At 69.0% G+C, this 12,739-nt stretch carries 14 protein-coding genes; 5 read left to right on the top strand and 9 right to left on the bottom strand.

The genetic code is table 11. From position 1 onward, the window contains the following. Positions 1-68 precede the first annotated feature (68 nt). Positions 69-656: a TetR/AcrR family transcriptional regulator gene (locus C5E10_RS01110; protein WP_104330069.1), complete on the bottom strand. Its 588-nt coding sequence runs from the start codon at positions 654-656 to the stop codon at positions 69-71. Between the two features lie 23 nt (positions 657-679). On the opposite strand from C5E10_RS01110, the gene C5E10_RS01105 reads away from it, so the two are divergent. Beyond that, complete coding sequence (locus tag C5E10_RS01105; protein ID WP_104330068.1) at positions 680-1,954, top strand: MFS transporter; 1,275 nt, start codon at positions 680-682, stop codon at positions 1,952-1,954. On the opposite strand, the gene C5E10_RS01100 is transcribed toward C5E10_RS01105, so the two are convergent. Further along, a complete protein-coding gene (locus tag C5E10_RS01100; protein WP_104330067.1) occupies positions 1,890-2,840 on the bottom strand; it encodes a hypothetical protein in 951 nt (316 codons plus the stop codon). The genes C5E10_RS01105 and C5E10_RS01100 overlap by 65 nt on opposite strands. A gap of 145 nt (positions 2,841-2,985) precedes the next feature. On the opposite strand from C5E10_RS01100, the gene C5E10_RS01095 reads away from it, so the two are divergent. Together C5E10_RS01095 and C5E10_RS01090 are read left to right on the top strand one after the other, a co-directional pair. Further along, positions 2,986-3,765 (top strand): L-threonylcarbamoyladenylate synthase, encoded by a 780-nt coding sequence (locus C5E10_RS01095; protein ID WP_104239735.1) that lies wholly within the window; start codon positions 2,986-2,988, stop codon positions 3,763-3,765. An 88-nt stretch (positions 3,766-3,853) separates the two neighbouring features. Beyond that, positions 3,854-5,191 (top strand): hypothetical protein, encoded by a 1,338-nt coding sequence (locus C5E10_RS01090; protein ID WP_104330066.1) that lies wholly within the window; start codon positions 3,854-3,856, stop codon positions 5,189-5,191. A 19-nt stretch (positions 5,192-5,210) separates the two neighbouring features. Here C5E10_RS01090 and C5E10_RS01085 read toward each other — a convergent pair whose 3' ends face one another. The 6 genes from C5E10_RS01085 to C5E10_RS01060 all read right to left on the bottom strand — a co-directional run bounded on the left by C5E10_RS01085 (position 5,211) and on the right by C5E10_RS01060 (position 10,344). Next, positions 5,211-6,377: a zeta toxin family protein gene (locus C5E10_RS01085; protein WP_104330065.1), complete on the bottom strand. Its 1,167-nt coding sequence runs from the start codon at positions 6,375-6,377 to the stop codon at positions 5,211-5,213. After that, the gene (locus C5E10_RS01080; RefSeq protein ID WP_146080113.1) at positions 6,374-6,634 is read right to left on the bottom strand and encodes a hypothetical protein; all 261 of its coding nucleotides are present in this window, start codon (positions 6,632-6,634) and stop codon (positions 6,374-6,376) included. Before C5E10_RS01080 ends, C5E10_RS01085 begins: the two co-directional genes overlap by 4 nt. A gap of 49 nt (positions 6,635-6,683) precedes the next feature. After that, positions 6,684-7,022 (bottom strand): hypothetical protein, encoded by a 339-nt coding sequence (locus C5E10_RS01075; RefSeq protein WP_146080112.1) that lies wholly within the window; start codon positions 7,020-7,022, stop codon positions 6,684-6,686. 129 nt (positions 7,023-7,151) lie between these two features. Next, on the bottom strand, positions 7,152-8,702 hold the full coding sequence (locus C5E10_RS01070) for an aminoglycoside phosphotransferase (protein WP_104330062.1): 1,551 nt from the start codon (positions 8,700-8,702) through the stop codon (positions 7,152-7,154). Between the two features lie 77 nt (positions 8,703-8,779). Then, positions 8,780-9,901, bottom strand: a complete 1,122-nt coding sequence (locus C5E10_RS01065; RefSeq protein ID WP_104330061.1) for a class I SAM-dependent methyltransferase — start codon at positions 9,899-9,901, stop codon at positions 8,780-8,782. A gap of 2 nt (positions 9,902-9,903) precedes the next feature. After that, positions 9,904-10,344: a pyridoxamine 5'-phosphate oxidase family protein gene (locus tag C5E10_RS01060; protein WP_104239728.1), complete on the bottom strand. Its 441-nt coding sequence runs from the start codon at positions 10,342-10,344 to the stop codon at positions 9,904-9,906. A gap of 154 nt (positions 10,345-10,498) precedes the next feature. On the opposite strand from C5E10_RS01060, the gene C5E10_RS01055 reads away from it, so the two are divergent. Further along, the gene (locus C5E10_RS01055) at positions 10,499-10,747 is read left to right on the top strand and encodes a DUF6458 family protein (RefSeq protein WP_104239727.1); all 249 of its coding nucleotides are present in this window, start codon (positions 10,499-10,501) and stop codon (positions 10,745-10,747) included. Positions 10,748-10,784: 37 nt separating this feature from the next. On the opposite strand, the gene C5E10_RS01050 is transcribed toward C5E10_RS01055, so the two are convergent. Beyond that, entirely contained in the window at positions 10,785-12,161 is a 1,377-nt protein-coding gene (locus tag C5E10_RS01050; protein ID WP_104330060.1) for an NAD-dependent succinate-semialdehyde dehydrogenase, read from the bottom strand. A 128-nt stretch (positions 12,162-12,289) separates the two neighbouring features. Between C5E10_RS01050 and C5E10_RS01045 the strand changes: the two genes are divergently transcribed. Continuing rightward, positions 12,290-12,739: aldehyde dehydrogenase family protein (locus C5E10_RS01045; RefSeq protein WP_146080111.1), on the top strand; the 450-nt coding region annotated here is incomplete at its 3' end.

Here is a 12,739-nt window from a genome sequence, read left to right as displayed (position 1 = left end):
AGTCGAGCAGGTCGCTTTGGCACTGGAGGAGCTCCGCGCGTCCGACCAGGCCGGCTGAGCCTCAGCCGCTATGCCGAGTCGCGCCTCGAGTCGGGTTCGGTCGTGGCGGCACGGATGAGGCCCGACGCCATCCGCCGTGCCGTGGCCGTCGAGTACCGCTCGTCGCGCAGACGCATCGCGAGGTAGCCCGTGACGAGCAGCAGCAGCTCCTCGGCGAGGGACGCTGACTCTTCGAACGGGCTCGCGAGGTGCGTGAGCCGCGAGCGCAGCGACTCGGTGTCGGTCTGCACCGCGGCGCGGACCTCGGCGGGGGCGTCAGCGTACTCGGCGGAAGCCCCGAGGAAGGCGCACCAGCGAGAGCCAAGAGGCTGCTGCCGAAACGCGTCCAGGGCATCGAAGACGGCGAGCAGCCGCTGCCCGTCATCGCGATGCTTGGCGATCTCCGCATCCCACAGCTCTATCCAGGCACGGTGTCGGCGTTCGAGAGCCGCCGCGACGAGGGCCTCCTTGCTGGCGTATCCGCGATAGAGCGTGGCTGCCGAGACCCCCGCGCGCTCGATGACGGCGTCGATCGGCGTCACGTGGATGCCAGCCGTGAAGAACAGCTCGTCCGCGGCGTCGAGCAGCTTGGTCTCGGTCCTGGAGCGGATTGCCATGCCAACACTCTAGAGTCGTAAATATGAAACGATCGTTTTCGTTACGGGATCGCCGCCCACTCCTGCTGGTCGCCTCGGGGACCGCCCTGATCGCAGCCACCTATGGGCTCGTCCGCCTCGCCTACGGACTCTTCCTGCCCGACGTCCAGGCGGAGCTGTCACTGAGCGCATCCGCCGCAGGACTCATCTCGAGCGGCGCCTCCGCCGCCTACTGCGCTGCCGCGCTCGCCAGCTTCCTGCTGGCGGCCCGCGCACCACTCCTCTTCGCGGCCCTCGCGACCGTGACCGCAGCCGGCGGCGCGCTCGGCATGGCCCTCGCCGCCGACGGCGTCGTCTTCGCGGTCTCGGCGATCCTCGCGTCGAGCGGAGCCGGCTTCGCGTCACCCGCGCTGGTGGAGCTGCTGCACAGGACAATCAAGAGGGAGCACGCGGGACAGATGCAGGGCGTCGTCAACGCGGGCACCGGCCCCGGCCTCGTCGCAGCCGGCCTCCTGGCGCTCGTCCTGCTGCCCGACTGGCGACTCGCCTGGACGCTCGCCGCGGGGGCCAGCATCGTGGCCGGCGGCTTGGTCATCGCCTCGACCTGGCGAGGAACCACCGCGACCACCACGCGACCGGATGCCGCGCCTCGCATCGCCTCCGTTCCGCCGCGCTCGTGGTTTCGCCAGCACCTGCCCGTCATCGCCGCGGCGCTCTTCCTCGGTGCAGGCTCCGCCGCCGTCTGGACATTCGGGCGCACCGCACTCGTCGAGGCGGGCGCCAGCCAGGAGCTCTCTGCCGGGGCCTGGATCGCGCTCGGCGTGGGAGGAGCGGCGGTCATCGCCTCAGCCGGCAGACTCCAGAAGCTGAGCTCTCGGCGGGCCTGGCTCATGACCAGCCTGCCCCTCGCCGCGGCCACGGTGCTGCTCGGCACCTCCGCGGGGGTGTGGCCACTCGCCTTCGCCGCCTGCATCGCCTTCGGCTGGGGGTACACGGCCGGCACCGGCGTGCTCATCTGGTGGACGACGCGACTCGATCACACCCGCGCGCCGGCAGGGACGGCGCTGCTGTTCGTTGTCCTCGTCCTCGGCCAGGCGCTCGGCTCGGCAGTTGTCGGGCAGGCCATCGAGCTCGTCGGCATCCCTGGCAGCTTCATCGCATCCGCCCTGCTCGTGGTGGTCGGCATCCTCGCCGCCTCGAAGCAACCGGCAGCGAGCTCACCGGCGCGCGCCACGGACGCGCCTCCCACGCAGGTCAGTCGTACTGCAGACGCAGCCGCAGCCGCTCACCGACCTCGAACTGCGCATCCGCCAGCTTGAGCGGATCGAGCTGCAGGTCACGGAGGTCGATCGGGTCCTTGAGCTCCTCGCGGATCTGACTGCGGACCGCCAGCAGCAGCAGGCCGATGAGCGGGTTGCGGCTCGTGAGGCGCGGGTTGATGAGCTGCAGCTTCAGGTCGTCGCCGAGCTGCGCCTCCGTCGTGAACAGCAGACTCGCGCGCAGGAAGCCCCGCCTGACCTTGCCGGACGCGCGCAGGTGCGCGCCTCGGGGACCAGCCTGCGTGAGCTCGAGATCGACATCGGACAGGTGGATGCCCTGGCTCTCCCCCGACTCCGTGACGATGGACACCAGTGCATCCACCACCTCCCGCTGCCTCGCGGAGACGTCGATCAGCAACGTGTCGACGGGGAAGACCGTCACGGCCTCACCACCCGCCATGCCCTGCCTCATCGCCAGCGCAAGCTGCCCACGATCATCCTCCGCCCAGTCGACGTGCACCCCAGCGGCAGTGATCGACGCCTCGACTTCGGCGCCCTGGATGCGAACCGGGAGACCCCGCACCCGCACCTCGGCGACGCGGGCGTCGGCCCTCGCCACCTCGGTGCCGAACTCCGGGAGCTCCGGGAGTGGCGGCGCCTCCTCCACCGTGGCGTCGAAGGTGACCTCGACGCCCGCGAGATCGATGTCGATGCCGAGGAGGTCACCGGCGAGCGGATGCGCGGTGACACGCGCCAGGTCGAGGCCACGCACGTCCATGGTGTTGTCCGCGTCGAAGATGGGCGGCACCACCTCGCGCACGAAGCGCTCCAGCACTCGGGAGACCGCCTCAGGCGTCGTCGGCAGCGGGGCCGTTGCAATGACCAGCGCCTCGGGTTCGACCTCGGAGGATGCGTCGACTTCTGGGCCCTGCTGAGGAGTCTCCATGCCCTCAACCCTACGGGCGAGCGGGTACGCGACCCTGGCTGCGCGCCAACACCAAGTAGGATCGATCCTCGACGCGACCCAAGCGGACGCGACAGTTCACTCCGGCTCGACGAGCCCGAGCACCAATTTCGAGAGAAACGCAGCTATGGACAGCAAATTGATCGCGTGGAACGGCGACGTGCAGCCAGAAGCCGTCGAGATCCTCACGGGAGACGGCGGACTCGTCGTCGTCCCGACGAAGGTCGGCTACATCATCATGACCTCCGACAAGGAGGGACTCGAGCGGAAGTTCGAGGCGAAGGAGCGCAACCGCAACAAGCCTGGCGTCGTGCTGTGCGGCTCCCTCGAGCAGCTGCGCGAGCTCGCGCAGCTCACGCCGGAGATCGACGCGTTCTACGAGCGCCACTGGAACGACGACATCCTCCTCGGCTGCATCCTCCCGTGGAAGGAAGAGGCCGTCGCGGCCCTTCCCGACGACGGCACGAAGGAGCTCATGATGGACGGGCGCGGCACGAGCTGCTTCGTCATCAAGTTCGGCGTCCCCGGTGAGAAGCTCGCGAAGGAGCTGTACGAGAAGCACGGTCGCTTCGCGTTCGCGAGTTCCGCGAACCCGTCTGGCAAGGGCAACCGTGGACTCGTCGAGGGCATCGGCGAGCGCATCCACGACCGCGCCGACCTCATCATCGAGGCGAACGACTACGTCGCATCCATCCAGCCTGAGGCCACCACGGAGACGCGCCACGAGCAGGGCGTCATGATCTCGATGGTCGACGCCGACGGCACGCTCATCCCCGAGCAGGGCGGTCAGCGTTCCATCTCGCCGGCTCCCGTCGTGATCCGCAAGGGCCTCGACATCAACCGCATCATGGCGATCCTCGCTGAGTCGTTCAACAGCTGGGACTTCCGCCAGGGCGAGTACTACTGATTCCGGCTCGCACCGGGGGCTGAGCGCCTCTTGTGCGTGCGGCAGATTCACGACGTGATTTGTCGGACGGGCTCGCTACGCTTTCTGCGTGCGAGCCCGTTCTTCGTCTGCTGACCTCACCCGCCTCATCGCGTCGCGGCCCATCTCGCGTGGGCGCCTGCGTCGTGTGCTGAACGCGCCACCCACGGCCGCGACGACGCGGGAGTGGTGGGGTGCGCTCTCGGAGGCAGAGCGTGCGCGTCTCCTGAAGCAGGTTCCGCTGCTTGTCGGCAACCTCGATGGCATCCCTTGGTCGGTTCGTGTGCGGGCCAACCGGGAGTCGCTCGGGCGGGCCATCGGCGCTTTGGAGTCGGGCGCTTCCATCGAGCGTGCGCTCGGCAGTGCCAGTGCGTTCGCGGGTGGTGAGATCAAGAGCATCCTGGCGGATGCGAGCCGGGGCGAGCTGCGCGACCGCGAGCGGCTCGTGCACCAGCTGCGGGAGCTGCACGGGGGCCGTGGCTTCGTCGACCGCGGCGGGAAGCCGCGCTTCGTGCTCGCGTTCGATCCAGAGCGGGACTCGATCGTCGAGTACGTGGGCGCAGCGATCTCGGAGTCGGAGGACCCGTTCGCGTCTCCGTTCGCGGAGGGGGTCACGTCGGTGGGGGTGTTCGTGCCCGGCAACGAGTCGCGGCTGCTCGATTTCGAGGGCAAGGCGCACACCATGTCGGAGCTCATCACGCTCGCGCCCGCGGGCACGGCCGGGCTCGTCGTGTGGCAGGGCGGGCGGTTCCCGCGTGGCCCGTTGGCGTTGTCGGCGGCGATGGCGGATGGGCTGGCGCGCAAGCTGGGTGGGTTCGTGAACTCGATCCCCCGTGACGGGCGGGTGGAGCTGACGGCGTTCGGGTTCAGCTTCGGCGGCGGCGTGACGGGGCGGGCGATGGCACTCGGGATGCGGGTCGACCGGGTCGTGCACGTGTCGAGTGCCGGGCTGGGGCACGGCGTGTCGTCGCTCGACGATCTGCCCGTGTCGGCTCGCGTGCCGCACTACTCGCTGCTCGCTCCCGTCGATCCCTCCGTCGGCCCGATCCTGGGCATCAACGTGCACCTGCCGTTCCTGGGGCGGGTCGGCCATTTCGGGCATGGTGTGGATCCGGCGCATGCGCCCGGGGTGGTTCGCTTGGAGACGGGGGTGCTCGGTGCGGCGCAGGGGAAGCGCGCCGCGGGGGCGGCGCTGTCGCTCGGTGACGTGCTGACGGGGCACTCGGCGGTTCTGGAGCAGTGGGGGACGACGGCGAAGCGCAACATGGTGGCGGTTCTCGTGGGTGGTGGCGCTCAGGTCGAGCTGGCGGTCGACGGCGGCGTGCTCGGCCGCATCGCGCAGCGTCTCGTCGTGCCGTACGTGCCGTTCCTGCGGGTGCGCGAACCGGAGCTGCGCAGCGTCGCCTGACCGGATGCGGTGCCGGAGGTCAGCGTTCGTGGCGTTCGTGCTGCGGGGACGCCTGCTGCGTGCGCGCTCGGGTGGACGCGTGCGAGCGGTTTGGGTCGGCGAGTGGGCTGGTGGTGTGGTCGAGCGCCGTGGCGAGCTCGGTGGTGAGCCCGGTGGTGAGGCGCGGGGACTTGGCGCGCTGCTCGACCGCGCCCGATTGAGGGGGCAGCTCGCTGTGGCCGAGAGCTTCTCGTGCGGCGCTGGTGCGGGCGCCGAGGGCTGCGAGGGCTGCCCATATCTCCGCGTGGGCGGGGCTCTGCGTGGTGTGGGCGCGGGCCGCGATGTGTGTTGCGTCGGTTCGGAGGTCGTCGATGGTGGCGAGCACGTCGCTGCCGAGGTCGGCTTGTCTGAGCACGAAGTTCGCGTCTCGGTCGAGTGCTGCGAGCCAGGTGTTCGCGTCGCTCGGGGTGAGGCTGTCGAGGTCCCTTCCGGCGATGACGGCGGCTCGGGCGTCGGCGCCATCGCGCGTGCCGGCTGTGCTCGCGGCGTTCGTGTCGATGTCGGCGGCGTAGAGGGTGCGACCGCCGCGGTCGACGACGAGCACCCGGTCGACGTGCCCCTCGGCGATGACGCGTTCGAGCGACTTCGGCATCTGCTCGGCGGCGACGTCGTGGAATGCCTGTGGGGTCCACCTGCCGGCCCCTTGGTCGCGGACCTGTTCCGCGTACCGCGAGAGCACGCCGAGCCGCGAGACCGCTTCGGGTACGGCAAGCGCGCGCACTTCGACGCGGTAGCCAGCATCGCGGAATTCCTTGGCCGTCGCGACGACGGCGTCCGGCTGTCGGAACGTCGTCTCGAACACCACGGATGCCTGACGTTCCCGCAGGTAGTCGCTCGACATGCGCGCCCACGCGCCAGCAGCCTGCGCCGTCACCTCCGGCATGCGAAGCGGGTCCTCCCGCATCACGCTCACGTAGTCGGGATGAAAAACTCGCAGGTCGTCCCCTATAACCGGGATAGCCCCTCGGAAGTCCTTCTGCGCGCGACCCACCGTTCGCGTTTTCCCGGCACCGGGTTGTGCTCCAACAAGCACGAGCGTCGGCTCCGAGGCTCGTTGGGAAGATCGGAGAGCATCTAGTTCCGGCCGAATGGACTTCTCAAAGATCTCCCGCAGTTGCTCGCGGGTGACCCCTGACTCCGAGCTCAAAGGTCCTCCGCCTTGAGCCGTGCGACGAACGACGCCCGGAGAGCTTGCACCGCATCGAGCGAGTACGTGTCGACTTCATCCGCCTCGATCCTGACGGCGATCTGCTTCTCTAGCCAGTGCTGTCGCTCTTGCTCAGAGCCGGATTCATTCTGTCGAGCAACGTAGAGACCCCTGAGCCGGTTCGCGGCTTCGCGCATGGCGTCGTAGATCATCGGGTCGTAGTCGTCGATGGGCTCGTCGCCGGTCATATCGGTCATGTTGGTCCTCTCCTGGTGCGTGTCTTCCGTGGCTCAATCACCGTCGCGCTCATCCGGTGCCCCGGACTGCCCTGCCACTGCTGCGCCCGCTGGCGACGATGCTCGCCTCTGCCCGGTGCCGCTCCAGCAGCTCGTTCCGCTTGCGGACCACGCTCACGTTCGACTGGGCGTCGACGCCCGCGACCTCCTCGCGGAGTTCGGCGAGCTTCCCCAGCCACCGCCTGGACTCGAGGTCAGTGCGGGCACGCGCTGCTCGCGCGGCATAGAAGGCGGCCAGCCTGCCGCCAGCATCCAGCAGGAGGTCGTACACCTCAGGTGAGTAGCCTCCCGCGCTCGGCACCCCTCGCGGGTCGCCGAGCGAACTGTCGAACGTCTCGTTGCGCGGCACGTGCATCCTCCCGATTGCGTACTCGCGAACCTACTCGCGACGCGACGCCCGGAACGGTGGAGGGGCGAATCTGTGGACAACGGCAGCCGACCACGAAGCGCGGTCGGCTCCGTCGAGACCGGCGGCCCCCTAGGCGAGGATGCGCTGCACCGCGCGCACGGGAATCCTGAGCCAGGCCGGTCGCTGAGATGCCTCGTAGATCACTTCGTACAGCGCCTTGTCGAGCTCGAAGACCCTGATGAGCGCGGCCGATTCCGCAGCGCTCAGCGGCAGCGAGCTCGACTGATCCCCCTGCGAGAAGGGACCAGACCCACCCCTCACGTCGCGCGTGCCCCTCGCATCGTTCGAGTCACGCGCCTGCCTGCGCGCGGCCCGGCTGTCGAGCGTGATCGCACCCGTATGACGCCCGATTCGCTCCTGCCCGCTCACGGCCGCGGCGTAGCCGTTCAGGAACGACTGCCGCGCACGGGCGGCCCAGTCGCCGGCGACATCCCGCCCAGTCGTCATCTCCAGCGACCCGGCGACGTAGTCGAACGATCTCAGGATGCCGGCGATGTCGCGTTGCGGGGCATCCGCCGTATTGCGCTGCTCGATGCTGCGCAGCGGCTCCCCCTCGAAGTCGAGGAACACCCAGCCACTGCCCTCCACGGCAAGCACCTGACCCAAGTGCAGGTCGCCATGCACCCGCTGCAGCGTCGGCCAGTGCATCTCGGCGGCGTGCGCGTAGACCTCCTCCGCTGCACCCCGCAGGCGCTCGAGGGCCGGGGCGACGGCGATGGCCGCGTCCAGGCGCTGCCGCATCGCGTCGACCTCAGCCTGCACCTTCAGGGCGCTCGCCTCGACGCTCGGCAGCACCTCGCGGAGCGTGCGGTGCACCTCAGCGGTCGCCTCGCCGAGCGTGTACGCGGCGTCACCGAAGTCGTCGCCCGTCTCGGCGGCGCGCAGCGCCACCCGCCACGCATCCTCGACCCCGGGGAGGAACTCCTGCGCGAACACGAAGTTGCCAGAGGCGCGCCCGCTGCTGACGCGCGGGTCGGGCCAATAGCCCGACAGGTGGCCGATGGCGGGCGGCACACGCACGGAACCGGCCGCGGCGAGCGCCGACTGCAGCGTCACCTCCGGGTTCTCACCATCGTGCAGCATGCGGAAGACCTTGAGGATGAGCGGAGCGGCGGCGCTCCCATCTGGCATGCGCATCTCGCAGATGATCGACGAGTTCGACTGCTCCCCAGACAGCACCCGACTCGTCACGAAGCTGCCGAGCACGGCCCCGGGCATCGGCAGTCCGTAGGCCGCGATGTCCGTCCGCCCACCGGCCCCCGCCGCGTGCCCCTCGCGCTCGAGCAGCGCCAGGAGCGCCCGAGCGAACGCGATGTCGTGCGGACCATCGACGACGGCGCTCACACGCCCGGCTGCGTTGCTGATCGACCCGATGTACCCGAGCGCGGGAACGCGCGCATCCACCTCGCGGAGCACGATCGGCACCTGGTACACGACCGGGACGTCGCCGGAGGAATCGAGGATGCACGGCACCGTGACGAGATGCACCCCGGCCTCCCCGTTCGGGTTGGCGAGCACGTAGCTGCCGAGGTGCGTGAGCTGCGGCATCTGACCCTCACCGCCCGAGTACCAGCGCTGCTTCGGCATCCAGTCGCGAAGCATGTGGATGAGATCGGTCATTGCGCCTCCGGTTCAGTTCCCCAGCCTACCGACCGGATGCCCGCCCGGAGGCGCGAATCCGCCACTTTTCGTCCCGATCAGCCGCGCCTGCGACTGAGCACCACCGTGAACTTGGCACCGCGCGAGATCTGCGTGCTGGGGCCGACGATTCGCTCGAGCGCCGCGCGGTGGGCCAGACCCGAGTTGAACACCGTGAGCATGCTGGCACCGGGCTTCAGCATGCGCGCGGCCTGCTCGAAAAGCGGATGCGCCATGTCCTCGACCACCTCGTGCCGGTCGTGGAACGGCGGGTTGAGGAGCAGCACATCCACGGAACCGGTCTCGATGCTCGACCCCGCGTCTTCGCGGCGCACCTCGACCCTGTCTTCGACCCCCGCGATTCGCACCGTCTCGCGAGCAGAGGACACGGCAGCCCAGGATCGATCGCTCGCGATCACCTCGAGCTCCGGCCGTTGCCTCGCGACCGCGACGGCGAGCACGCCCGTGCCGCAGCCGAGGTCGACGGCGAGGCCCGTCTCCGGGAGCTCGCCCGCGGGGAGGTCGCGCAGGGCTGCGAGCAGCTCGCGCGTGCCCAGATCGAGGCGCGGGCCCGCGAACGCACCACCGTGGCTCGCGATCGAGAAGCCGAGCTCATCGGAGCTCTGCACGATCGGGTACGCCGACGCCGCGCCTCGCAGCTCAGCCCTCGGGGCGCTCGCGTGCAGCACCCTCGACTTCTGCCTGCCGAGGCTCGCCGTCACACTCTCGAACGAACGCTCGAGGGTCTCGTTCATTCCGCGGCTCATGTGCTTGATGCGTCCGCCAGCGACGATCCGCACCTCTGGATGCGCGTGCGCCGCAACGAGGCGCGCGATCTCATCAAGTTCCGCGAGCGACTTCGGCAGGCGCAGCAGCACGAGGCGAACGCCGTCGAACAGCGCCGGCTCCAAGCCGAAGCGCACGGCCTTGAGCGAACGGAAGCTCGCCCGCACTGCATCGTCGCTCGCCCGCTCCTCCGAGACGGCGTCGTGGAAGGTGCGGACCGTGTCCAGGTCGAAGCGCTCCGCGGCCGCGACGGCCAGCGCACCCGTGGCGTCGCCGACTACCGCGAGCGGCGCATCCACCACACCAAGCTCGGCGGCTTCATCGAGGATCAGCCGGTCGACGGGGTCGGGCTCGGTGACGCCGGAAGCGGCGGCACTCAACAGGGGATCCGGCATGCCTAGGCGATGGTGTCGATGAGGGGCTCGGCCTCTTCACCGGTGATGTAGCGGCGGCCAGAGACCTCGACGACCGTGATCGCCACGTACTCGTTCTTCGGTGCCGCGATGAGCGGGCGCACGCCGAGCGCTTCCGCCTTCTCGAGCTCCGCCTCCGTGCTCAGCACCCGGGCTCCCCCGCGTGCCACGAGGCTCGTCGCGAACCCGTCGCCCAGGGCGTCCGACTGGAACACGACCTCCTTGGCGATGGAGGCCCCCGCGAGCTTGAAGCCGGGCGCCGACTTGAAGACGATCTCACCATCGCGCTCGCTGAAAACGACGTTGATCGGATAGATCTCCACACGGCCGTTCACGGCGAACGCGATGCGACCGAACGTCGTCGCGCGCAGCAGAGCGCGGCTTTCCTCGTCGCTCAGGACGGTGATCAGTTGCTCGTCTTCCATGCGTCCATCATGGCCTGATCGACGCCCCCTCGCCTGACCGATTCTCGTCGCCGAGCACGAATCGGCATCTGGGAGTCGAGTTACGACGCGAGCGGTGCGAAACTTGAGGCATCCCCCGAGCGACGTCCGCTCGATCCGACACGGAGGTCATCCAATGGGCTACGGCAGCGGCATCGCACTCATCGTCATCGGCGCCATCCTGGCGTTCGCCATCAACATCGACCTCGACGGCTTCGTCGACCTCAAGACCATCGGCTACATCCTCATGGGTGCCGGCGTCGTCGTCTTCATCCTGAGCCTCGTCACGGCGCTGCGCCGCAAGCAGTCCACGTCGACGACCCGGAAGGTCATCGACCCCAACACGGGCCAGGAAGTCATCGAGCGCACGAACCGCAGCAACTGACCTGAACGGTCAGCGCTGAGCTCGGCGCCAGCCGCGCTCAGGCGGAGACGAAGAACAGGCGCTTGTTGGCGAATTCGCCGATCCCGATGGGGCCCATCTCGCGTCCGAAGCCCGAGTTCTTGACCCCGCCGAACGGCAGCTCTGCCGCCTCCGCCGCGATCGTGTTGACGTGCGCCATGCCCACCTCGAGGCGCTGCGCGATACGGGTCGCGCGCGCTTCGTCGCTCGAGAAGACCGAGCCACCGAGACCAAGCGCGCAGTCGTTCGCAAGGTCGAGCGCCTCCTCGTCACTCGACACTCGGTAGACCGTCGCGACGGGACCGAAGAGCTCGACGCCGTACGACTCGGAGTCGCGTGGGACGCCGGTGAGCACGGCCGGCGAGTAGTGGGCTCCCGGGCCGTCGGACAGCACTCCGCCGATCTCGAGCGTCGCGCCCTCCGCGACCGCCTTCTGCACCTGAGCATCCACGGTCTCGGCCGCCGTTCGGCTGGACATCGGCGCGAACTGGCCCTCGGCCAGGTCGAGCTGGTCGCCGGGGACGAGTCCCGTCGCGAGCTTCTTCAGCTCCTCGACGAACTCGTCGTAGATGTCGTCCATGACGATGAGACGCTTGTTCGAGTTGCAGACCTGGCCCACGTTGTAGACGCGGAAGTCCCACGCCTGCTTCGCGACAGCCGCGACGTCGTCCGAGTCGAGCACGATCATGGGGTCGATGCCGCCGAGCTCGAGCACGCACTTCTTCAGGTTCCGGCCCGCCTGCGCCCCGATGATCGCCCCAGCACGTTCGGAGCCCGTGAGCGAGATCCCCTGCACGCGCGAGTCGGCGATGAGCGTCGCGATCTGATCGTGCGACGCGAAGACGTTCTGGTAGCCCCCGACCGGGACGCCGGCCTGCTCCATGATCTCCTGAATGGTCAGGGCCGACCGCGCGCAGATGTCCGCGTGCTTGAGCAGGATGGTGTTGCCCAGCACGAGGTTCGGTGCCGCGAAGCGCGCCACCTGGTAGTAGGGGAAGTTCCACGGCATGACGCCGAGCAGGGTGCCGACGGGACGATGCTCGATGAACGCCTTGCCGGGAATGGTGCTGGGGATCTCGGCGTCGGTGATGAGGCTCGGGCCGTGCACGCCGTAGTAGTCGATGATCGACGCAGCGAACTCGACCTCGTCGATCGACTCCTGCACGGACTTGCCCATCTCGACGGCGATGAGGTGGGCGAGCTCGTCCTTGCGCTCGAGGAAGATCGCCGCGACGCGGCGCACGACAGCGGCCCGCTCCTGCACGCTGCGTTCACGCCATTCCCTGTACACGGTGTCGGCGCTCGCGACGGCCTGCTCGATCTGCGCATCCGTCGCGTCGTCGAACGTCTCGATGATCTCGCCGGTCGCGGGATTCTGCACTCTGTACTCGGACATTTCGCTCCTCGGTCGCACGGTTCGTCGGTGCCAGTCTGTCGCAAAACCCGCTGCCAGTTTGGTCGAATACCGGCACGCCGCTCTACAAAGCCGCCATTCGGACGTCGGTAGCCGTCCGTAGGCTGACCATGTTTTCAGCCCGAACCAGCCCGCACCCCGAGGAGCATCACGTGGACTCTGCCCTTCCCACGATCCAGCACTGGATCGATGGCGCCCGCTCGACCTCGACGCCTGCGCGCACCTCGCCGGTCTTCAATCCCGCACTTGGCGTCGCCACCAAGCAGGTCGCGCTCGCCGAGCAGGCGGAGATCGACGCGGCGGTAGCGGCGGCGAAGGCGGCGTTCCCTGCGTGGTCGAACGCCTCCGTCGCGAAGCGCCAAGGGGTGCTGTTCCGCTTCCGTGAGCTGTTGAACGAGCGGAAGCTCGAGCTCGCGCGCATCATCACCTCCGAGCACGGGAAGGTCGTCTCCGACGCCGCCGGCGAGATCCAGCGGGGCCTCGAGGTCGTGGAGCTCGCGACCGGGTTCCCCCACATCATGAAGGGCGACTTCACCGAGAACGCCTCCACCGGCGTCGAC

Source organism: Pseudoclavibacter sp. RFBG4 (assembly GCF_002931515.1).
GTDB lineage: Bacteria > Actinomycetota > Actinomycetes > Actinomycetales > Microbacteriaceae > Pseudoclavibacter.
Note: the sequence above shows the minus strand (reverse complement) of the source record. Positions and strands in the feature narration are given on the sequence as shown.